Source organism: Geobacillus zalihae NBRC 101842 (genome assembly GCF_001544135.1).
GTDB classification, from domain to species: domain Bacteria; phylum Bacillota; class Bacilli; order Bacillales; family Anoxybacillaceae; genus Geobacillus; species Geobacillus zalihae.
The window spans coordinates 1-21728 of the sequence record NZ_BCPV01000007.1; the positions used below are offsets into that span (position 1 = coordinate 1).

The 21728-nt window shown below is 53.3% G+C and carries 17 protein-coding genes and 4 pseudogenes; 5 read left to right on the top strand and 16 right to left on the bottom strand.

Features of this window, described 5'->3' with window-relative positions; all coding sequences use genetic code 11:
• On the bottom strand, positions 1-292 hold a 292-nt coding region (locus GZ1_RS04150; protein WP_174520668.1), incomplete at its 3' end, for a 5-bromo-4-chloroindolyl phosphate hydrolysis family protein.
• Positions 293-452: 160 nt separating this feature from the next.
• Here GZ1_RS04150 and GZ1_RS19530 point away from each other — a divergent pair.
• Positions 453-581, top strand: coding sequence for a hypothetical protein (locus GZ1_RS19530; RefSeq protein WP_013145587.1), 129 nt, complete (start codon positions 453-455; stop codon positions 579-581).
• 20 nt (positions 582-601) lie between these two features.
• On the top strand, positions 602-1264 hold the full coding sequence (locus GZ1_RS04155; protein ID WP_015374632.1) for an SIMPL domain-containing protein: 663 nt from the start codon (positions 602-604) through the stop codon (positions 1262-1264).
• Here GZ1_RS04155 and GZ1_RS04160 read toward each other — a convergent pair.
• The 9 genes and pseudogenes from GZ1_RS04160 to GZ1_RS04195 all read right to left on the bottom strand — a co-directional run bounded on the left by GZ1_RS04160 (position 1254) and on the right by GZ1_RS04195 (position 8843).
• A complete protein-coding gene (locus GZ1_RS04160; RefSeq protein ID WP_020755553.1) occupies positions 1254-2003 on the bottom strand; it encodes a zinc ribbon domain-containing protein in 750 nt (249 codons plus the stop codon). The two genes, GZ1_RS04155 and GZ1_RS04160, sit on opposite strands and share 11 nt — an antisense overlap.
• 134 nt (positions 2004-2137) lie before the next feature.
• Positions 2138-2692 (bottom strand): annotated as a pseudogene (locus GZ1_RS04165) (MFS transporter); the annotation flags it as partial.
• Between the two features lie 159 nt (positions 2693-2851).
• A complete protein-coding gene (locus GZ1_RS04170) occupies positions 2852-3907 on the bottom strand; it encodes an RNA-guided endonuclease TnpB family protein (protein ID WP_033005928.1) in 1056 nt (351 codons plus the stop codon).
• A 4-nt stretch (positions 3908-3911) separates the two neighbouring features.
• A pseudogene (gene tnpA, locus GZ1_RS18030) lies at positions 3912-4318 on the bottom strand (IS200/IS605 family transposase).
• Between the two features lie 144 nt (positions 4319-4462).
• Positions 4463-4786 (bottom strand): annotated as a pseudogene (locus GZ1_RS04175) (MFS transporter); the annotation flags it as partial.
• Between the two features lie 210 nt (positions 4787-4996).
• Positions 4997-5731 carry a CAP domain-containing protein gene (locus tag GZ1_RS04180; protein WP_015374629.1) on the bottom strand — a complete coding sequence of 245 codons (735 nt, stop codon included), beginning with the start codon at positions 5729-5731 and terminating at the stop codon, positions 4997-4999.
• A 459-nt stretch (positions 5732-6190) separates the two neighbouring features.
• Positions 6191-6427: a hypothetical protein gene (locus GZ1_RS04185; protein ID WP_060787949.1), complete on the bottom strand. Its 237-nt coding sequence runs from the start codon at positions 6425-6427 to the stop codon at positions 6191-6193.
• Between the two features lie 79 nt (positions 6428-6506).
• Positions 6507-7260: pseudogene (locus tag GZ1_RS04190) on the bottom strand (SIS domain-containing protein).
• 146 nt (positions 7261-7406) lie between these two features.
• On the bottom strand, positions 7407-8843 hold the full coding sequence (locus GZ1_RS04195) for an NAD-dependent malic enzyme (protein WP_060787950.1): 1437 nt from the start codon (positions 8841-8843) through the stop codon (positions 7407-7409).
• Here GZ1_RS04195 and GZ1_RS19190 point away from each other — a divergent pair.
• Positions 8812-9234, top strand: a complete 423-nt coding sequence (locus tag GZ1_RS19190; RefSeq protein ID WP_164834591.1) for a hypothetical protein — start codon at positions 8812-8814, stop codon at positions 9232-9234. The genes GZ1_RS04195 and GZ1_RS19190 overlap by 32 nt on opposite strands.
• Here GZ1_RS19190 and GZ1_RS04200 read toward each other — a convergent pair.
• Positions 9203-9754, bottom strand: a complete 552-nt coding sequence (locus GZ1_RS04200) for a DJ-1/PfpI family protein (RefSeq protein WP_015374626.1) — start codon at positions 9752-9754, stop codon at positions 9203-9205. The genes GZ1_RS19190 and GZ1_RS04200 overlap by 32 nt on opposite strands.
• Positions 9755-9899: 145 nt before the next feature.
• Here GZ1_RS04200 and GZ1_RS04205 point away from each other — a divergent pair, with 145 nt between their 5' ends.
• Positions 9900-10628, top strand: coding sequence for an NAD-dependent deacylase (locus GZ1_RS04205; protein ID WP_060787951.1), 729 nt, complete (start codon positions 9900-9902; stop codon positions 10626-10628).
• Positions 10625-11497, top strand: a complete 873-nt coding sequence (locus tag GZ1_RS04210; RefSeq protein ID WP_020755542.1) for a fructosamine kinase family protein — start codon at positions 10625-10627, stop codon at positions 11495-11497. The genes GZ1_RS04205 and GZ1_RS04210 overlap by 4 nt, the downstream gene beginning before the upstream one ends.
• A 24-nt stretch (positions 11498-11521) precedes the next feature.
• Here the strand turns inward: GZ1_RS04210 and GZ1_RS04215 are convergent, their stop codons facing one another.
• From GZ1_RS04215 to gltB, 5 genes are all read right to left on the bottom strand, one after another.
• Positions 11522-13615, bottom strand: coding sequence for a GDYXXLXY domain-containing protein (locus GZ1_RS04215; protein WP_060787952.1), 2094 nt, complete (start codon positions 13613-13615; stop codon positions 11522-11524).
• A 147-nt stretch (positions 13616-13762) separates the two neighbouring features.
• On the bottom strand, positions 13763-14635 hold the full coding sequence (locus GZ1_RS04220; RefSeq protein ID WP_060787953.1) for a coiled-coil domain-containing protein: 873 nt from the start codon (positions 14633-14635) through the stop codon (positions 13763-13765).
• Between the two features lie 176 nt (positions 14636-14811).
• Positions 14812-15408: a phosphatase PAP2 family protein gene (locus GZ1_RS04225; RefSeq protein WP_060787954.1), complete on the bottom strand. Its 597-nt coding sequence runs from the start codon at positions 15406-15408 to the stop codon at positions 14812-14814.
• Positions 15409-15487: 79 nt separating this feature from the next.
• A complete protein-coding gene (locus GZ1_RS04230; protein WP_060787955.1) occupies positions 15488-16972 on the bottom strand; it encodes a glutamate synthase subunit beta in 1485 nt (494 codons plus the stop codon).
• 143 nt (positions 16973-17115) lie between these two features.
• The gene (gene gltB, locus GZ1_RS04235) at positions 17116-21675 is read right to left on the bottom strand and encodes a glutamate synthase large subunit (protein ID WP_060787956.1); all 4560 of its coding nucleotides are present in this window, start codon (positions 21673-21675) and stop codon (positions 17116-17118) included.
• Positions 21676-21728 lie beyond the last annotated feature (53 nt).

Sequence of the window (21728 nt, forward strand, 5' to 3'; positions counted from 1 at the left end):
GCCACATCACCACAGAACGAAGCCGATAGCGAGCGCGACGCAGCCGCTTCCATAACGCGCGCGCTTCGCCAAGCTGGCTGCGAACGTAGACAAGCTCCTCAGCGGACACATCAGCCGGCAGGCGATGATGCCGCCTTTTCATGATGGCGGACACCCCCCACATCGCCCCCATTCCGGATAAAATCGAAGGCCAAAAGCGAAAATCAGCAGCGATGAATACGATCACCGCGACGATGACCCCTGCGTTCCATGAGACAAACCAACGCCATATCGTACGAAGCAGCTGCTTCATGGTCCCTCTCCTTCTTTAATCTTTTCTTTCATTATAGCATGTCCATTCCATGATACGTACAAGCGCCCAAAGAAGTTTCATCGCCAACTGGACGGCGCGCATAGGACAATGGCCGCTTCGAATAGGCTATAGTAACAGGGCCATCGAAAGGGGAATCGGGATGAAAGCGATCAATTGGCAGCTTGTCTCCTTTGTCGCGATCTCGCTGTTGAAAGAATATTGGTGCTATGCCGGACTGCCGCGCGTCTACTATTGGCAGGCGGCGGATGATGACAAAAAAACTGCCTAACAGCAGAAGGAGGGAACACGATGCAGCCTTGGCACCGCCCCACACCGCCAACCGCCTCCCGCGCCGCACTGACCGTCACCGGCCAAGGGACAGTCAGCGCCAAGCCAGACACCGTCCTCATTGCGATCGGGGTGCGCACCGAACACGTCCATATTCAAGAAGCGCTTGCTGACAACGCGAAACGCACCGACGCAGTCATTGGAGCACTCAAAGCGCTTGGCGTGCAAACAGAAGATTTGGAGACGACGGCGTTTTCCATCTATCCCCAATACGAACATCACAATGGAGCCGACGTATTATCCAGCTATAGAGTCGAACATTGGCTTGAAATCACCGTCCGCGACCCTAAAAAAGCCGGCGCCATTTACGAGGCGGCCGTTGCCCATGGAGCAAACCTCGCCCGCGGCTTGGAATTCCGTCTAGCAAACGAACAAGCCCATTACCAGCAGGCATTGGCGTTGGCCGTGAAAAACGCCAAAGAAAAAGCGCTGGCCATCGCCCGCGCTCTCAGCTTGCCTCTTTATGACACGCCGATTGAACTGAAAGAACAGTCATCGATCCGGCCGTCGCCATACGGTCCGGCTGTTCTCAGCGTTTCCTCATCAGCGCCGCCTGTGCAGACGCAAGATGTTGTCATTACCGCCGTCGTGGAAGCGGTATTTGCTTATTCGTTCATTTCGTGATATCGACTTCATGGACGCGGGCGCCGCCAAACAGCTCGACGCGGACGGTTTTCTTTTTCCCATTCGAATGGACGACGGTTACAGCGTACGCGCCCGGCAAATACGGGCCGATTTTTTTGACAAATGGGTCTTTCGTCGCCTCCTCTTCCGTTTTCACCCCATTGACGACAAGCAACGCCTCCGGATCATCGACGCGCACATGGAGAAAATAGAGGGCTGGCTCAAACACATACCGGTCCTCAAACACATGAATCGTAAACACCGGCGGGTAAGATGTCAATCCTTTAATATACACGTGGCCGCTCTTGCGCTGGCGGGCAAACTCCCGATCTAGCTGTTTATACGCTTCTGGGTGCCGTTCCACATACGCGAACAACGGCGCCAACGTTTTCTCGTTGATCGGCACGCTTTCCTCCGTCACCCGCAGCATCGCCTGCAAAGCGGCCACATCGCGGTCTTCGATCGCATCTTTTAAACGCATAATGGCCATTTCTCGGCTCGCGGCCGTCTTCAACGCCCCATACCCGCTCCAAAGAAGCGTGCTCGCCCCCCACAGAACGACGATGGCGACAAGCAGCCAGCCGATGAGACGGTATTGCTTTTTTCTCCTCTTTTCCCGAGACAAAACGCGCGCCTGCTGCCTCTTTTCGCTGCGCGCCAACGCCGCGGCGCCGTTCTGACCGCCGCGGCTTCCCGTTTCCCCCTCAATGGCATCCGGTTCGAACACGCGCGGTTTCATGAGCGCTTCCCCTCTCCTTCTCGCTGCCTAGTTCCACTTTATGTCAGAGACAGGGAATATATGTTACACGAACAACGGTGCGCTTTTTATTATACCCGCCTGAGCGAAAAACGGATAGCCGTTTGCACCGCCCATTATCGCGAAAACGAAGCGTTCGGTTGCTCCATTCGCCGCCCGACTTGTTGAAACATCCAGGCGTATAAGGCCGCGCTTCCTAGCGCCAGCATCCCAAGGACAACAAACGTCCATGCATAGCCGATCCATTCCGCCGCGGCGAGCGACAGCGGCGCCAACATCCGCCCAATCGTAAAACGGAGACTGGCGGCGGCAAAATATTGGCCGCGCATCGCCTCCGGAGCCAAGCGGGAAATGAACGACTGCTGCAAGCCAGCTGTCATCAACTCAGCCAGCGTAAACAGCGCCATGACCGCGATCAATCCGAGCAGCGAAGACGTTTGACTAAACAGCCACATCGAGATGCCGTATAAGACGGATGAACCGACAAACGCCTGCCGCTCCGAGTAGCGAGACATCCAACGCGTCACAGCCACCGTGCATAGTGCGACCAACAGACCGTTTTCGGCAATGAGCCAACTAAAGGCGCTCGCGCCGTCAATCGTCCATCCTGCCAATGTTTCGGCTTCGACCGTTTCTTTTGTATATACCGGGATCAGCAAGTCAAGCTGTTTGACACTCCGCACGGCTAAAGCCGTGGGATTCTTGGGTCATTCGCGTCCTCATCCATTTCTGGTTCGGACCACGCCCAAGATCAGGGGTGTGTCATCACCCCGTCCCATCGGGTTAGAATGTACCCCGATGGGCGGCGCACCTGTGACCAGTGCGCTAGGTTAGGCGGCGAAGCCCGAAATTGCTTTGGCGATGTTGATGGCGCCATTTAAGTCGGCGTGGAGGGTGTATCCGCATTTTTTACACTGAAAGTGGATGCCATTGCGATTTCCCTTTTCCCGATGTCCACATTTACACGTTTGGCTCGTGTAGGTCGGCTTCACCCACTCGACCCGAATGCCTGCCATTTCCGCCTTATAGGCAATCATCGTTTGCAGTTGATGAAACGCCCAAGCATGAAGGCTTCGTCCTGCTTCTTTGGCCGATGTTGCCCGTTTCCGAATGCCCGTCAACTCTTCCATTCGAATCACGCCAACACCGTTGGCGAGCGCAAAATTCACGATTTGACGGCTGATTTTGTGATTTTGATCCTTCATCCAGCGGGACTCTTTACGGCCGATTTTGCGAATCATATGGAGCTTCTTGGCTTTTCCTAATCTCCTTCGCAAAGCCGCATATCGTCGGCGTACAAAGGCGCATTGGTTCCCTTTGAAAAACCACGATTTCGTTCCCACGCTGGCAACAGCGAGATAGCGAAGTCCAAGGTCAACCCCCATCACCTTTGTTTCGTGTCGCGGCTTGACTTCAAAGGTGATCGCGATCGCCAAGCACCATTTCTTTCTCTTTTTGTAGAGCTTGGCCGCCCCTTGTTTGGCGGTTCCGTTCAACAATCGATTCAGCCATGCTTCTTGATAGGGACGCGTGACCACCGGCACACCGACTCGCTTCTCTAATGTTGGGAATGAAACGGTGTAGAACTCTCCTTTCTTTTCCACCTTCACGTTTTGATTGTTAAAGCAACACCATAATGTTCGAAACCTCTTTGTTTTCTGGTTTTTCTTTTGGGACTTCACTTCTCGAATCGTTTGATTCACGACGGCGGAAGGAAATCGTTGTGACGAAAACGCTTTAAAAATTTTACTCGTCGCTTGATTCAGTTCTGGATGATCCAACAGCCAATTCGCAAACTCTGTGTTCACTTCTGTCATCCGTTCATACATTTCCTGTTTGACTTTCGTTGGGTTGTGCAGTTCCAGCCTTAGCGTGATCGTCGGCATGGATTCACCCCCTTTTCTTTTGAGATTCCACATAGCGTTTGATGATTTCACTTGATCCATTCCCTGCTGTACTCACGAAGAAAGAGCGTGTCCAAAGACTTGGCAGATGAGACAAGTGTTGAAATTCTTCCCTTCATCGTCGGGAAGTCACTCCTTTCACTTTTGTCATCATATCTGATGGAGAATCAGAAGGGAGGCCATTCAAGAACAAATGACAATGATCAGGCATCACTTCCATAGCAAGAAAGCAAGAATAATCCAATCATTCTCTTGGCAAATTTCTTCTACTAACTGCCTGAATCGCTCTTCCACTTTGTTCACTAACACTTTTCTTCGATAACGCGGGCAAAAAACAAAATGGTAGTTAATTAAAGATACAGTTGTTTTCGTTCTTCGATATTTTTGTTCCATATTATTAATTGTATCAGTTTAATGGTCATACTCAAACAATTAAAGATAAAAAATGGTTGCTCTAAGCAATCCCATGAAGAGATTACCGAGCAACGCCGTCTTTCATCCCACGATTCAAACCGTGGGCTTTCAGACGGCATTTTCTGTAAAACTAAGAAATCCAACAAACGGCGACGACCACCACGGGGAGCTGGCCAAGGCGAAAACGAAAAACGCCGCCCCCTGTCCGTAGGCGGATAACACCATCATCCGCTTGCGTCCGAATACATCAGCACAATAGCCGCCCATTAAATTGGTGATGACCGAGAACAACTGCGAAACAATCAACAACAACCCCGCTGTCTCTTTGCCAAAGGCATCGGCAAAATAAATCGATATAAACGGAAAAAACATCCAAAAGGTCGTATTCATGAGCGCCTCGCCAAACAGGCGCACTTTTAGGTTGCGGTCCCAATCGCGTATTCGCATCCGCTGTCCCCCTAATCTTTCGTCTTTCGAATTTCTTTGGAAATTATATCATATTTTTATAGGGGATCGGAGAAATATTTTTCAAATAAAAAAGGGCTGACCCAAAAGGGTGTTTTTCCTTAAACGAAACACAACATATTGTTTCATGACTATATAAAAAAGGTGTCCCGATCCTGTTGGGACACCCTCGACTTGCATTTCGTTTGTCTCTTACTTGCGGATGAATTGCTGTGTCCAAATATATCCATTTTCTTCAAAACCAACGCCGATATGCGTAAAGTTTTTGTTCAAAATGTTTGCCCGATGGCCTTCACTGTTCATCCACGCATTGACCACTTCTTGCGGGGTGCGTTGGCCTTTGGCAATGTTTTCCCCGGCAGCCGTGTACGAGATGCCGAATTTTTTCATCATCTCAAATGGAGAACCGTACGTCGGGCTGTTGTGCGAGAAGTAGTGGTTCACCGCCATATCGCGCGATTTTTCGCGGGCGACTTTGCTGAGGGCCAAGTCAACTTGAAGCGGCGGCAAGCCGTATTTTGCCCGCTCTTTATTCGTCAGTTCAACGACTTGTTGCTCATAGGCGTTTAAGCCAGTTGCTTTTTGCGGCGCTGCTGTTGGGGCCGTCGCTGGCGTTTTTGCCGATGCTTGCGTATTCGCAGCCGGTTTCGTCGCTGGCTGTTTGACCGTTGCCGGCGCCTGCGGTTTTGTCGTTGGCTGTTTTGCCGCCGGTTGTTGGGTTGCCGGTTTTACCGGTTGGAACGACACGAACGGGAAGTATTGTTGCAGCCATTTCTCAAAATCTTGAACGTTTGTGCTGACATATTTTACTTGATACGCATTCGCTGTCGGACACGTCGTCCCAGCTGCTTCCGTTTTCGTTGCCGCGAACGAAGCGCCGGCGAGCGCGACCGAAGCGGCGATGGTTGCTAACGTTTTTTTCTTCATCGGAATTCCTCCTTGTATCCTCTATTTGAAAGTTTCAGAGATCTTGCGTCCGTCAGTCATGCCTACACGATGAGATTTGAAGAGGAACGGTTTCGTTGTTCCCTTGCCTTCGCCCTCATTATAACACGGGTTTTTTGTAATATTTTTGGGCTAAAATGGAAAAACACGCAGGCTGGCAACACCTGAAAAACAAAGCGCTAGTTTTCATTGCCAGTTCGCTTCCCATCACGGCGGCCGCAACGATTGGAAGCGGCATCCTTTCACTAATTGCCGTTCCTTTTTCCCCTCTATTATTCTAGCCGCCCACATTTTTCTAGGAAAAAGGGAGTTGACAGCCTCTTTTTTGAACCATTTCATTTAACAATTGTTACAGCTGTGTTACAAAACAGATGATCATGTTTCTCCTGTTGTGTCAAACAGAAAAAGCCGGGGTTGCAAGCCCCAGCTTTGATGACCATTTTATTCTTTATCAACGACAAGCACGGTTTGCACTTCGTTCGGCTTCACCTCGACCACAAACGTTCCGCATTCGTCCGCCGCGAGCGAGTCAAGCAGCTCCTCGTTGAGATTCGTGCGAAAAACGCCCGAAAACGGCTTGTTCCATTGGAACGCCGCCGTCGTTGTCGTTATCGTTGGCGTTGAATTGTAAAAGAGGAGCTTATCGGCATACAGCCACACCCGTTCGTCAAAGCGCATCGATCTCCATCCCCCACCGTCTCATCGTTTGCTACTATTTTAACAAGAACGGATGGCGATTGGCTATAGAGCGCCTCTTCTATTGCGATAGTTGATGCCCCTCAACCAACACCGGAATGCGCGCTTTATACTTCTCCACCCATCGGCGGTTATGTTCATCCGCCCCCTCAATGTTGCCGCTTAAAAAGACGGGCGGCTCAAATCCATTTTCCACCATGAGGACAATCGCCTCGGCGAAAACGGCGTTTAAAATCGCGCTGCCGATCACGGTCGAAGTAGGGGCAAATGACGGAAACATTCGGATGAGCTAAAATCGCGTCTCCTCTCACACAATGATTGTCAATCACCAAGTCCACCACTTCATACAATAACCGACCGCTCTTATGCCGCGACGGTTGACTCTTCGAATATTCCAAAGATGTAATCGCGATCGTATACGCTCCTTTCTCTTTTGCCGCCAACGCCACATCAATCGGAACCGGATTGCGCCCCGATGTGGACAACACAAAAAACACATCTTCAGGACGGATATCCTCATGATTGATAAAATGTTGTGCGAAATCATTCATTCTCTCCAACATGGACGACCGCACCGCCCCTTCGTGAAGCATCAGCGGCTCGACAAAGATCGGTTTCACCGGAACAAGCCCTCCCGCCCGGTAAAACACTTCCTCTGCTAAAATATGAGAATGGCCGCATCCGAATAACTGAACGATTCCGCCGTTTTGAATCGCTTCGCTTACCATATGGGCGGCCTTTTTTAGATTGTCCTTTTCATGGCTTAAAACGAGTTCCAGACGTTCATTGATTTTTTGGAAATATTGATCGATCATCGGCCATTCGCCCCTTAAGCGCTTGGTTTCCTATCCCTAAACTAGATTTAGCCCGCCGCAGCCACGGTTAGACCCGCTCCTGCAGCCAAAAAAACGGCTTCCCCTATATAAGGAAGCCGTCCGTCGGTTCCATCGCATTCCTTGCTTTACTGCCCTGTATATCCGCCAACCGGGATATTGTCCTTCCGCGCCACCCCAGTGCGGTAAGCGGCTTCGATGACCGCTTGTCTGACGCGTTCAACGACTTTGCTGTTGAAGACGCTCGGGATGATGTATGTTTCGTTCAATTCATCCTCCGTCACGACAGAGGCAATCGCCTTCGCGGCAGCGAGCTTCATTTCCTCGTTAATTTCTCTCGCCCGGCAGTCGAGCGCCCCGCGGAAAATGCCCGGGAAGCAAAGGACGTTGTTGATTTGGTTCGGATAGTCGGAACGCCCGGTCGCCATGACGCGCACGTACGGTTCGGCCAGCTCCGGATCAATTTCCGGAATCGGGTTGGCCATCGCAAACACGATCGGATCGCGCGCCATTTTTTTCACATCTTCCACTTTTAAAATGCCGGGAGCTGAGACGCCAATAAACACATCTGCGCCGGCGATGACATCGGACAAGCTTCCTTTCAGATTATCCGGGTTCGTGATTTGCGCATATTCTTGCCAATACGGATTTTCATACGTTTCATCGCGATGGATGGCGCCATGGCGGTCGACCCCGATAATGTTGCGCACGCCGGCCGCAAGCAAAATTTTCGTGCAGGCGATGCCAGCGGCGCCAATGCCGGTGAGAACCACTTTAATGTCCTCGAGCTTTTTGTCGACGATTTTCAACGCATTAAGCAACCCGGCCAAGAGCACGACCGCCGTGCCGTGTTGGTCGTCATGGAACACCGGGATGTCAAGCTCTTCCTTCAACCGCTTTTCAATCTCAAAGCAGCGCGGAGCGGAAATGTCTTCGAGATTAATGCCGCCAAACGCCGGGGCGATCGCTTTCACAATTTGAATGATTTCTTCCGTGTCTTTCGTATCCAAACAAATCGGGAACGCGTCCACTCCGGCAAATTCCTTAAACAGCATCGCTTTCCCTTCCATGACCGGCATCGCCGCATACGGGCCGATGTCGCCAAGCCCGAGCACCGCCGTGCCATCCGAGACGACGGCGACCGTATTCCGTTTAATCGTCAGCGAATACGCCTTGCGCGGATCCTCAGCGATGGCCGTGCAGACGCGCGCCACGCCCGGCGTGTACACCCGCGACAAGTCATCACGCGTTTTCACTGGGATTTTTGAATTTGTTTCAATTTTCCCCCCGATGTGCATCAAAAACGTGCGGTCGGAAACGTTGATGATTTTGACGCCTTGAATTTTTTTCAGCGCCTCAATGATCAAATCGCACTGCTTCGTGTCGAGCGCGCTGACGGTGATGTCGCGCACCGTATGGACTTTGCTTGATGAAATGACGTCAATCCCGACAATGTCCCCGCCCGCTTTGCCAATCGCGGCGGCGATATCGCTGAACGAGACGATATCTTTTTCGAACTGGAGACGAATCGTAATGTTCATGGCTGCCCCGCCTGGTAATGCCATAGATAACCGCCTTCCTTTTCTCTATTTCATGGTAAGACACTCTATGGTACAAATGTTATCTCATGAATGGGAAAAAGACAACCCTTATCCTCCATCAACCTCTTTTCCGCGGCCGCTTCTTGCTTACCGCCGCATTGCGTTTAGGCTTGGGGCTATGCGGTCCATTTTCGAATTCGCCACCGGTGCGGCCATCCCATTCGGCATCTATTGGGCAATCAAAGCACGGAACAAAATGGAGGTCGCCAAGCAACCATCTGTCCTGCCGCCCCACACGGTTGGTCTGAACGGCAAACGGTCGGGAACACAACAAAACAACGGCCTCCCTTCCTTTCACCCAAAGGGAGGCCATTCTCTTCCACTTATTGAAGCAAGCGGAGAAATTCACGCATAAACGCCGGCAAATCCGGCCACGCATGAGCGGAGACAAGGTTGCCGTCAACATGGACCGTATTGTCAGACACATACGTTGCTCCGAGCGCTTCGACACCGGGTTTGCAGGCAATATACGCTGTCAAGCTCCGTCCTTTCAACAAATCCGGCATCGTTTCAAAAATGAGCGAGGCGTGGCAAATTGCGGCAATCGGCTTATTCGCTTCAAAGAAATGGCGAACGATTCGTTGCACGTTCTCATCAAGGCGAATGTATTCCGGAGCGCGCCCGCCCGGAATGACCAATCCGTCGTATTGCGCCGGGTCAACCTCGGGGAACGACGCATGAGCGTCGATCAAATAGCCTTGTTTTTCTACATACGTATCCCAATCGGCAAAATCATGAACGACCGTGTGCAGTTTCTTTTTCTTCGGCGCGGCAATCGTCGCTTCATAACCTTCTTCAAGCAAACGGTAATACGGATAGTATACTTCAAGCGCCTCAACAGCATCACCCGCGATGATCAGCACTTTTTTGCTCATGGATTCCCGCCTCCTTGTCCATTTTTTTCTTTCATTTCTATCATACTGGAAACGAGTGAAAAGGAAAAGTAAAATGATTGGTGGAAAGGGATGAAGCAGCAGAAACGAGAGTCGCTATGGTTGCGACAGTAAGGAGGGAAACGGAATGACCATCACCTCATGGCTGGCCGCCTCGCGCCGCACCGTTGTGCTGACCGGCGCCGGCATGTCAACCGAAAGCGGGCTGCCCGATTTCCGCTCGCCGCGCACCGGGCTGTGGGCGCGTTTTAACCCGAGCGAACTCGCTACCATCGATGCGCTGTACCATCGCCGTGAATCGTTCGTCGAGTTTTACCAATATCGCATTCGCACATTGCAACAGTGCCAACCGCATGACGGACACCGCTTGTTGGCCGATTGGGAGCGGCGCGGGATCGTGCAGACGATTGTGACGCAAAATGTCGATGGCTTTCACCAAGAAGCAGGAAGCCGACGCGTCATCGAACTTCACGGCTCGCTCCGCACCGTCCATTGTCAGCGGTGCGGGGAGTCAAAACCCAGCTTTGTCTATTTGCACGGTGTGTTGACGTGCGAATGCGGCGGAGTTTTGCGCCCGTCGGTCGTGTTGTTTGGCGAGCCGTTGCCGGAGAAAGCCATCACGGAAGCATGGAAGGTTGCCCAACAGGCTGATCTATTCCTCGTGCTCGGCTCCTCCCTGCAAGTGTCGCCGGCCAATCAACTGCCGCTTGTCGCCAAACGAAACGGTGCGAAGCTTGTCATCATCAATTGGGAGCCAACTGACTTGGACGATCTCGCCGACGCTGTCATTCACGGCCGGAAAATCGGCGAAGTGCTGAACGAGCTCAATGAGCAATTGGCGGAGGTGAATCCATGACTAAAGAAATCATGTTGCAAATGGCGCTCGAATCGATCGGCGACCACTCCCCCATCCGCCATTGGCGCCGCGTCTCGGGCGGCGACATCAATGACGTCTATCGCGTCCAAAGCGGCAAACAAACGTACTTTATCAAAATGCAACGTTTCCCGCCGAGTGGATTTTTCGCTGCCGAACAGATGGGCCTCGAGCTGATCAGGCAAGCACGCGCCATCAACGTTCCGCATACCTTCGGCTTCGGGGAAGCGGACGATTGGGGCTGGCTCGTCTTGGAGTGGATCGAAGGAGCAGAAACGGAACAGACGGCCGAACAGCTCGGCCGCGGCCTTGCCCGCCTCCATCAATGCCGCGGACCGGCGTTTGGCCTTGACCGCGATACCTATATCGGCATGCTGCCGCAGCGCAACGGCTGGTACGGCCGCTGGCCCGACTATTACCGCGACGCCCGCCTTAGACCACAAATGACGCGAGCGGCGGCAAGAGGCCTCCTGCCCGCCAAGCGGCGCAAACGTCTCGAATGGCTGCTCGAGCGGCTTGACCAATGGCTCCCAGATGACTGTTTTCCGTCGCTTTTGCATGGCGATTTATGGAGCGGCAACTGGATTCCAGGGCCAGACGGAGTGCCGTATTTGACCGATCCGTCTGTTTTATATGGCCATCATGAGTTTGAGATCGCGTTTACCGAGCTGTTTGGCGGCTTCCCATCCCGATTTTACGACAGCTATCGCGAGCTTATGCCGCTCTCGGCTGATTATCATGACCGAAAACCACTCTACCAGCTGTTTTACTTGCTCGTTCATCTCAATTTATTTGGCGAAACATACGGCAACGCTGTTGACCGCGTGCTGGATCGTTACGCGGGGGAGTAGTTTTTCCTGCTTCCCCCGCCATCCTTATTCAGCACGGATCGCTTCGAGCAGCGCATCACCGTTTTCGCTCACGCGCACATAGGCAAACCGAACATTCTCTTGCCGTTTCATCCCCGTTTTTTCCGGAATGAAATACGATTCAATGCCATACACGACTTGCGGGCCGTGAAACGTACCGGTGATGATCACGTCCCCCGGTTGCGGCGTGTATCCCGGCCTTTTTTCCCCATTGACCATATATACGCCAGCCAAACGGTGCACCCCGTCCTCTCCTTTTCGCAGCCCGACTTGCACCCGTCCGCTTCCGTCAAGCGACGGAATGGTGGAAATATCGTACCGAAGCTGAATATAATCCCCTTGCAGCATGGAACGTGGATCGATCGGCTCAAGCTCCAGCTTTACGACGTCACCATATCGCAGCAATCGCTCTTTTTGCCACACGGTATAGCCTAAAAATGAAAATTGAGCGATCACGACTATGAGCGTCAACAACGAAACGCGCCGCCCCCAGCGCACGCCCCGCCCCCATGTGAAGCCATTTCGTTTCTCAAGCCATACCGCCCATGCGAGCAACACCGCTCCCGCCGCCAGCAAACTGACCGATTTATGAAGCAAATTCCATGCGAGTTCATAATATTTCAGCACGAGATAAAGCGCTGTGTACACCCAAGCGGTCTTCCGCTCCAGTTGCCGACCGCGGAAAAGAAAGAAGGCAAGCGCCAAAATCATGGCGATATTCAACGTCACGTACAGTCCATCAGCCGCAAACACATCAACGCTTGTCGCGATCCCAAGCGCGCCGAACGCCAAGACAAGCGGAGTGAGAAACGGCGTTCCGCGAAAGCGGCCATACGCATACAACCCGCCGCTGACCAAAGCCAAGGTGAGCAACACCTTCCGGCCGTCATCCATCACCGAACTTAAGGCGATCCCGAAATAGACCGTCAGCGCCACCGTCGTCAACCGGCGCACTCCGCTGTCTGATGATCCGATGACGCCAATCGCGAGCCCAATGGCATAGAGGAACAGAGCCGACCGCGAGACCTCCCACGCCATCGCCACCCCGAGCCCATAGCCAACAGCCAGCAGTGTATAACGAACGACCGGATTCCAACGCCGACCAAATGAGGCAGGAACGACAAACCCAAAGATGGAAATGAAAAAGAGCACGTAAGGAGACCATGACTCTGTCCAAAGGAAATACAAGCCAAGCAGGCTTTGTATGGCCAACGCCGAAGCCGCGAGCGTGACAATCGCTTGAAACACCGCCAAAAACCGCCTTCCAGCTTTCGTCTCCGCTGAAAACAGCCCAGCCCGCCGCAATAGCACAACGCCGCCGTATAGCACTGCAGCGGCTGCCATAAGCCCAATAAGAAGCAACCACGTTTCAAAATGATCAGCGAGCAGGCGAATGTATTGAATGAACAAAAACAGTCCAGCAAACAAACTCGTCAACAACACGTACGGCCGCTGCTTGGCGATGACAAGAAAATAATAAAGCAACACGGCGAGCAACACGGTATACACGTATGGCCACCATGCGTCGCGCCCATAGGAAAAACCGGTTACATCAATCACAAGCAGCCAACCTTGCATGGCCATGTAAGCCAAGCAAGCCATGAGCGGTGTCCGAACGAAAATAAAAAGAACACCGTTTACGATCACGAATAACGATAGCACGCCAAACGAAGACCATTCCGTCCACTCAATCCGATAAGCGGACGGAAAATAATAAAACCAGCACGCAAGCTGCAGCAACCCAATCGCGATCACAGACAGCACCTGTTCTTTTGTCAGTGACGCCAGCACAGCAGTCGGCGCAAGCCAGGCAAGAAACAGCCAATAACTGTCAGCATGCGAATTGTAAATTTGTCCAAGCAACGCCAACGCAATGCCAAATGACAACACCCCGCCGATCAGCATCCAGCGCCCTAAGAAACGATGGCGGCCCCAAAGCGCCGCGCTTGCGATGTAAAATGCCGCCATCACGCCGATGCTGATCCCGACTTTCACCTCTCGCCCCATCTCCGGCCAGTTGGCGGCAAAAAAATACACAATGCCGGCAATGATGCACAAAAACGCCAACGCATACCCCGTTTTTACGATACGGGCCGCCATATCGCTTCCCCCTTGTGACTTGATCTTTTCTATAACATATGCTGAAAAAGCTGTCTAGAAGACCAGTGAAAACACGCCTTATTCCATCGCATTTTCCTAGTTACCACCGGCCTTTTAGACTTTTTTTCTTTGTTGCGGTGAAGAACATTATGGTTGGAGATAATTTTTTAAGTGGAAAATTTCCATATCATGCTCTGCGACTTTTTTCATCAAATAATCGATGGATGCCTGTTTAGAAGAGAACTCGCGCGAAGCCATATCAAGAGCGGCCTGATGCTTATGAAGCATGTTCTCGATGTGGCGAAAATGGCTCCGCATTTCTGTTGTGAGGTTGTCAACTTTTTCTTCGACCCGTTCAACTTTCGCTTCAAGCCGTTGTTGCCCTTCTTTGAGCGTTTGCACGTCGCCCTTGATCATGTCCATGTCCGCTTTCAACGTTTGCACGTCGCCTTTGACCGCGTCCATGTCCGCTTTCAACGTTTGCACGTCGCCTTTGACCGCGTCCATGTCCGCTTTCAACGTTTGCACGTCACCTTTGACCGCGTCCATGTCCGCTTTCAACGTTTGCACGTCGCCTTTGACCATGTCCATGTCCGCTTTTAATGTGCGCACATCCTCTTCCACCCGGTGAAGCCGCTGTTCCAAGCGGGCTTGTCCCTTCTGTAACAACTGCACTTCATCTTCCAGCCGCGCCTGTCCTTCCTTGAGCGCTTGCACCTCGCCTTCCAAGCGCGCCTGTCCTTCCTTGAGCACCTGCACTTCTCCTTCGAGGCGTGCTTGCCCTTCTTTGAGCGCCCGCACCTCGCCTTCGAGGCGCGCCTGCCCTTCTTTGAGCGCCTGCACCTCGCCTTCGAGGCGTGTCTGCCCTTCTTTGAGCGCCTGCACCTCGCCTTCGAGGCGCGCCTGTCCTTCTTGAAGCGCTCGGACATTTCCTTCGATCCGATCGAGCCGCACGTGGATGGGATTGAGCTTTTGGTCAAGCAGTTCGGCCATCATTTGCACGAGTTCGGCTTGCTCCATCGTTTCACCTCCTTTTCCCCATTGTATCATTGTCTCGGTCAACGCGATAGTATAGAAAAAGAGATTTTCTCCCTAATTTCGACAACGGCAAAGCTCAACACAAAGCCGCAAAATTTGCTTTTCACCGCGCGAAATCAAAACAAAAATCGTTTTTTGTCCATGTTCTAAAATCCGCTTCAGCGAGTGAACCTACGGTAAAGAGCCAGGCAGGCTGATACATAGGCAACCCCGAGCAAAAACCCACCAAGCACATCAGATGGATAATGCACTTGCAGACTTAACCTGCTTAAGCCAGTCAACAGGGCAAGCGCTCCAAAAACGCCGTAAATCGCGGCCCGTTCGCCGCGCTTCGGGCGTGTTTGCGCCAAAAAGTACGCCAAAAGCAACAAGTAAATCGTCCCGATCATCGCGTGACCGCTCGGAAAACTAAATCCCCCGATTTCAGCATGAGGAGGTCGAGGCCGTCCAATGATATGTTTTAGCCACTCATTGATGCCATATCCCCCGCCGACCGCGATTACAACCAACGCCATTCCGTAGACGTCGCGGCGAAAAAACCATAAACCAATGACAAGCATAATGCTGATGGTGCCAATCGTCTTTCCATTGCCAAGAAACGTAAACGGGTCAAGCCAATTCCAATAATCAAACAGACGCAGCCCCTCTTCATCCATTCTCTCCGTCCATCCAGCGGCCACGCCTGTCCAAACAAGCAAAAAAAGGCCAAGACTCATAGCCGCAGCGATCCATAATCGTCGATTCATGCTGAGCATCACTCTCCTCCTTATATCTTCTTTTCCAGAAAAACAAAAAATCCTCCTTAAAAAGCGGTGCTTTTTAAGGAGGGATCCATCACCACGGCAACTTTGTCTCTCCCATCAGGAACCGATCGACTTCACGAGCCGCCCCTCGGCCTTCATGGATGGCCCAGACGATCAAGCTTTGGCCGCGGCGGGCGTCGCCGGCGGCAAACACGCCCTCGATGTTTGTTGTATATTTGCCGTATGGGGCTTTCACTTTGTTGTTGGCCGTTTCAACGCCAAACTGCTTCAACAACGGCTGCTCTGGCCCTTCAAACCCGATGGCGATAAACACCAAATCGCACGGCCATACTTGTTCCGTCCCCGGAATTTCTTTAAAGATCGCTTTGCCGTTTTCATCGATGATTTTTTCCATTTGAATCGTATGCAGCTCTTTCACGCGGCCGTGCTCGTCGCCAACGATTTTCTTTGTTTGAATGCAATATTGACGCGGGTCGGCGCCGAATTTCGCTTTTGCTTCTTCATACGCGTAGTCAAGCGTAAAGACGAGCGGATATTGCGGCCACGGATTATCGTCCGGGCGCTTGTCCGGCAAGGCAGGGTGTTTGCCGAACTGGACGACGCTTTTGCAGCCTTGGCGCAGCGCGGTCGCCACGCAGTCGGCCCCCGTGTCGCCGCCGCCGATCACAATGACATGTTTGTCTTTGGCATCGATAAACTGGCCGTCGGCAAAATTCGAATCCAATAAACTTTTCGTCACGCCGGTCAAATAATCCATCGCAAAATGGACACCCTCAAGCTCCCGGCCTTCAATGGCCAAATCGCGCTGCTTTTGCGCACCGATGCACAAGACGACGGCGTCGTACTGAGCACGCAGTTCGTCAGCCGTAATATCTTTGCCGACTTCGGTGTTCGTAATAAACGTGATGCCTTCCTCTTCGAGCAGACGCACCCGCCGCTCGACCACTTCTTTTTCCAACTTCATATTCGGAATGCCGTACATCAACAATCCGCCGATGCGGTCAGCGCGCTCATACACCGTCACCGAATGGCCGGCTTGGTTGAGTTGGTCAGCGCAGGCCAACCCGGCCGGACCGGAGCCGACGATGGCCACCTTTTTCCCCGTGCGCGTCTTCGGGATGCGCGGTTTCACCCATCCCTCGGCAAACCCTTTATCAATAATGGCCCGTTCGATTCCTTTAATCGCAACCGCTGGGTCGGAAATGGCCACCGTGCACGATCCTTCGCACGGCGCCGGACAGACGCGACCAGTAAATTCTGGGAAGTTGTTGGTCTTTAAAAGTCGGTCAAGCGCTTCTTTCCAACGACCTCGGTACACCAAATCGTTCCATTCCGGGATCAAGTTGTGCACCGGACACCCCGAGGTAAGGCCGTTTAGCTCCAATCCCATATGACAAAACGGCGTGCCACAGTCCATACAGCGGGCGCCTTGGCGGGCCAGCACGTCTTCGGAAAACGGCTGCGTGTATTCTTTCCAATCATCGAGACGGGAAAGCGGATCGCGCTTTTTCTCTTCCTCGCGTGCATATTCCATAAATCCTGTTGCTTTTCCCACGATGGTTCCCCTCCTTCTTTCCGTACGTATCCTCTCTTCTCTCATGCGGCCTTCCCGCCTGTTGGCCGATCAAAAAGCGGGCCCCGCGAAGCCGCGGAGCCGAAGCGGCGTCGTCACTTCGCGGCCAATCGCAAGCCACAGCGTTACTTCGCCACCGCTTGCAGCTGATGGACGCCGCCGACAGCCGCTTTTTTCTGTTTTGCCACCGTTTCAAACGCCGCCATGACAGCTTCTTCGTGCGAAAGCCCGGACTGTTCGAGCGTTTCGATCGTCTCAATCATCAGTTTGTAATTGCGCGGAATAACTTTGACGAAGCGGCGGACATACGCATCCCACTCTTCGAGCACTAACGCCGCCCGCGGGCTTCCTGTATAGCGGTAATGGTTTTCGATCATCCGGCGCACGTCGCGAATTTCTTCCTCGTCTTCGAGCCGCTCAAATGAGACGAGCTCAAGGTTGGCGGTTTGCTGCCAGCTGTCTTCATCGGCAAGAACGTAAGCGATCCCACCGGACATGCCGGCGGCGAAGTTTTTGCCAACCGAACCGAGGATGACAACGCGGCCGCCGGTCATATATTCACAGCCGTGGTCGCCGACGCCTTCGACAACAGCATGGACGCCGCTGTTGCGGACGCAGAACCGCTCCCCAGCGCGGCCGCGAATGTACGCTTCGCCGCTTGTAGCCCCGTAAAACGCCACGTTGCCAATGATGACGTTGTCAGCCGCGGCAAACGGCGCCTCATGCGGCGGACGGACGATCACTTTGCCGCCGGAAAGCCCTTTGCCGACGTAATCATTCGCGTCGCCGACGAGCTCAAGCGTCATCCCTTTCGGCACAAACGCCGCAAAGCTTTGCCCGGCCGATCCGGTGAAATGGAGGCGGATCGTATCATCCGGCAGCCCTTCCTCGCCGTAGCGCTTCGAGATTTCGCTTCCTGTCATCGCCCCGACCGTGCGGTGGACGTTGCGGATGGCGAGGTGAAGTTCGACCGGCTCCTGCCGCTCAAGCGCTGGCTGCACCGCCGGTAAAATTTCCGTATAGTCGAGCGTCTCTTCCATTCGATGGTTTTGCCCTCTGCTGCCTGTGCGCGGGCCATCGACTTGATACAAGAGGCGGGACAAGTCAAGATGTTTCGCTTTCCAGTGCGCTTTTGCCCGCTCGCTCACTTTCAGAATATCGACGCGGCCGACCATTTCGTCGATCGTGCGGAATCCGAGTTCCGCCATCATTTCCCGCACTTCCTGAGCGACGAAATACATGAAATTGACGACATGATCCGGCTCGCCGGTAAATTTCTTGCGCAGCTCCGGATTTTGCGTCGCCACGCCGACCGGACACGTATCCAAATGACAGACGCGCATCATGACACAGCCTAAGACGACAAGCGGAGCCGTCGCAAACCCAAACTCTTCAGCGCCGAACAAAGCGGCCATGACAACATCGCGTCCTGTCATCAATTTTCCGTCCGTTTCCAAGACGACGCGGTCTCGCAAACCATTCAACATGAGCGTCTGATGCGTTTCCGCCAATCCGAGCTCCCACGGCAAGCCGGCATGCTTGATGCTCGTTTTCGGCGACGCACCCGTGCCCCCGTCATAGCCGCTGATGACAATGACATCGGCGTTCCCTTTCGCCACGCCAGCGGCGATCGTGCCAACGCCGGCTTTGGCGACGAGCTTCACGCTGATGCGCGCATCTTTGTTGGCGTTTTTCAAATCATAAATGAGTTGGGCCAAATCTTCAATCGAGTAAATGTCATGGTGCGGCGGCGGAGAAATAAGCTCCACCCCTGGCGTTGAGCCGCGCACTTTGCCGACCCACGGATACACTTTGTTGGCCGGAAGCTGCCCGCCTTCACCCGGTTTTGCTCCTTGGGCCATTTTGATTTGCAATTCATCGGCATTGACCAAATAATGGCTTTTTACGCCAAAACGTCCGGACGCCACTTGTTTGATCGCGCTGCGGCGCCAGTCGCCGTTTTCATCTTTCACATAGCGGGCCGGGTCTTCGCCGCCCTCGCCGCTGTTGCTTTTTCCGCCGATCCGGTTCATAGCGATCGCCAGCGCCTCATGGGCTTCCTGGCTGATCGAGCCGAACGACATCGCCCCGGTTTTAAAGCGGCGGACGATCGACTCGACCGGTTCGACTTCGTCAATCGGCACCGGTGTCCGGTCCGGATCGAAGTCGAACAAGTTGCGCAAGAACGTCAACTGTTCTTCATTCGCCAGTTTGGAATATTGTTTATACAAATTGTAGTCGTTTTTCCGGCACGCCCACTGCAGCAAATGGATCGTCTTCGGGTTGAATGCATGATGTTCGCCGTTGCGCCGCCATTGCAACTCGCTGCCCGTATCGAGCACATCGTCTTCATGCCGCGCTCCGAAAGCGGCTTCGTGGCGCATTTTCGCTTCTTTTGCAATTTCCGCAAGCCCGATGCCGCCGATTTGCGATGCCGTGCCGGTGAAGTATTCCTCAATGACATCGTCGCCGATGCCGACCGCTTCAAAAATTTGCGCGCCGCGGTAGCTTTGCACCGTCGAAATGCCCATTTTCGACATCACTTTGACGACGCCGTCAACAGCCGCCTTGATATATGTTTTCACCGCTTCACGGTAAGACAAGGCGATCGTGCCGTTTTCTGACGCCTGGCGGATGGTCTCGAGCGCCAAGTACGGGTTGATGGCGTCCGCCCCGTAGCCGATGAGCGCCGCAAAATGGTGCACTTCCCGCGCTTCGCCGCTTTCGACCAGCAGGCTGACGTTTGTGCGCGTCCCGTTGCGGACAAGGTGTTGATGAAGCCCGCTTACCGCCAGCAACACCGGAATCGCCACATGCGTGTCATCAACGCCGCGGTCGGACAGCACAAGAAGCGCCGCCCCGTTTTCGATCGCTTCATCCGCTTTGGCAAACAGCTCATCAAGCGCCTGTTTCAAATCATCAGTAAACAGCGTCGGCAGCACCGCGCACGCAAATTCCGGGTACGGATTGGCTTTTAACGCTGCCAGCTCTTCGTTCGTCAATAGCGGAGTTTCCAAGCGGATGCGCCGCGCCGCTTTGGCGTCCGGATGCAAAATGTTCCCTTCTTTGCCAAGCAGCGTCATCGTCGAGGTGACGACATATTCGCGGATCGCATCAATCGGCGGATTTGTCACTTGGGCGAACAGCTGCTTGAAGTAGTTGAACAAGCTTTGCGGCCGCTCGGACAGCACGGCAAGCGGCGCATCCATGCCCATCGCCCCCGTCGGATCTTTCCCTTCCGCCGCCATCGGCAAAATCGTTTTTTCCACATCTTCAAACGTGTAGCCGAACGCTTTTTGCAGCTTGACAAGCTGCTTCGGCGCTTCGACGTCCTCCGGAATTTCCAGATCGCCAAGCGTGATCATTTGCTCGTTGATCCATTGGCGATATGGCTTTTCATGAGCCATTTCTTCCTTGATTTCCTGGTCAGAGATGATGCGCCCTTGCTCGAGGTCAACCAACAGCATTTTCCCCGGGCTCAGCCGCTCTTTATATAAAATGTTGTTCGGGTCAACATCGATGACGCCGACTTCGGATGAGAAAATAATGTAGTCGTCTTTGGTGACATAATAGCGGGCCGGACGCAAGCCGTTCCGGTCCAAAATGGCGCCGATTTGCTTGCCGTCGGTGAACGAAATCGCCGTCGGTCCATCCCACGGCTCCATGAGACAGCTATGGTACTCGTAAAACGCCTTTTTCGCCCCGTCCATCTGCTCATCCCAAAACCACGGTTCCGGAATGAGCATCATCGCGACATGGGCCGGCTTCCGGCCAGCAAGAACGAAAAATTCGAACGCATTGTCCAAAATCGACGAATCGCTGCCGTTCGTATCCAAAATCGGCACGACTTTTTCCAAATCCGCGCCGAACGCTTCGGACACAAATTGCTTCTCGCGCGCCGTCATCCAGTTGACGTTGCCGCGCAGCGTGTTGATCTCGCCGTTATGGATCAAATAGCGGTTCGGATGGGCCCGCTCCCAGCTCGGGAACGTGTTCGTGCTGAAGCGCGAGTGCACGAGGGCAAACGCCGAACGGAACCGTTCATCTTGCAAATCCAAATAAAACGCATCGATTTGTTCCGGCGTAAGCAACCCTTTATAAACGATCGTCCGGCTCGAGAAGCTCGCTACATAGCACTCGTTGTTTTCCACACATTTTTCGAATTGTTTGCGGATCACATACAGCTTCCGTTCAAACGCCAACTCATCAGCCACGTCATCACTTGCCGCGACAAACACTTGGCGGATGAACGGCTGGCTTTGCCGCGCCAGTTTGCCAAGCTTTTCACGATCAACTGGAACTGTCCGCCATCCGAGCAGCCGTTGCCCTTCTTGAGCGACGATCTCATTGAACATCGATTCATAGTACGCCCGTTTCGCTTCCTCTTCCGGCAAAAAGAACATCCCGACCCCGTAGCGCCCTTTTTCCGGCAAGTTCATCCCGCCGCACACCGCTTGAAAATACTCATGCGGAATTTGCGTCATAATGCCCGCGCCATCGCCCGTTTCCGGATCGCTCCCTTGTCCGCCGCGGTGTTCAAGCTGGCGAAGCATATGAAGTGCCTTTTTGATAATGTCGTGCGACGGTTTTCCTTTCAAATGCGCATAAAACCCGATCCCGCATGCATCATGTTCAAATTCCGGGCGATACAGCCCTTGTGCTTCCGGTAATCCGTAGTGTTTCATGCTGCCTTCCCCTCCCGTTCCGAATTGTCTGTAATATTCATTGTAGTTTTCAA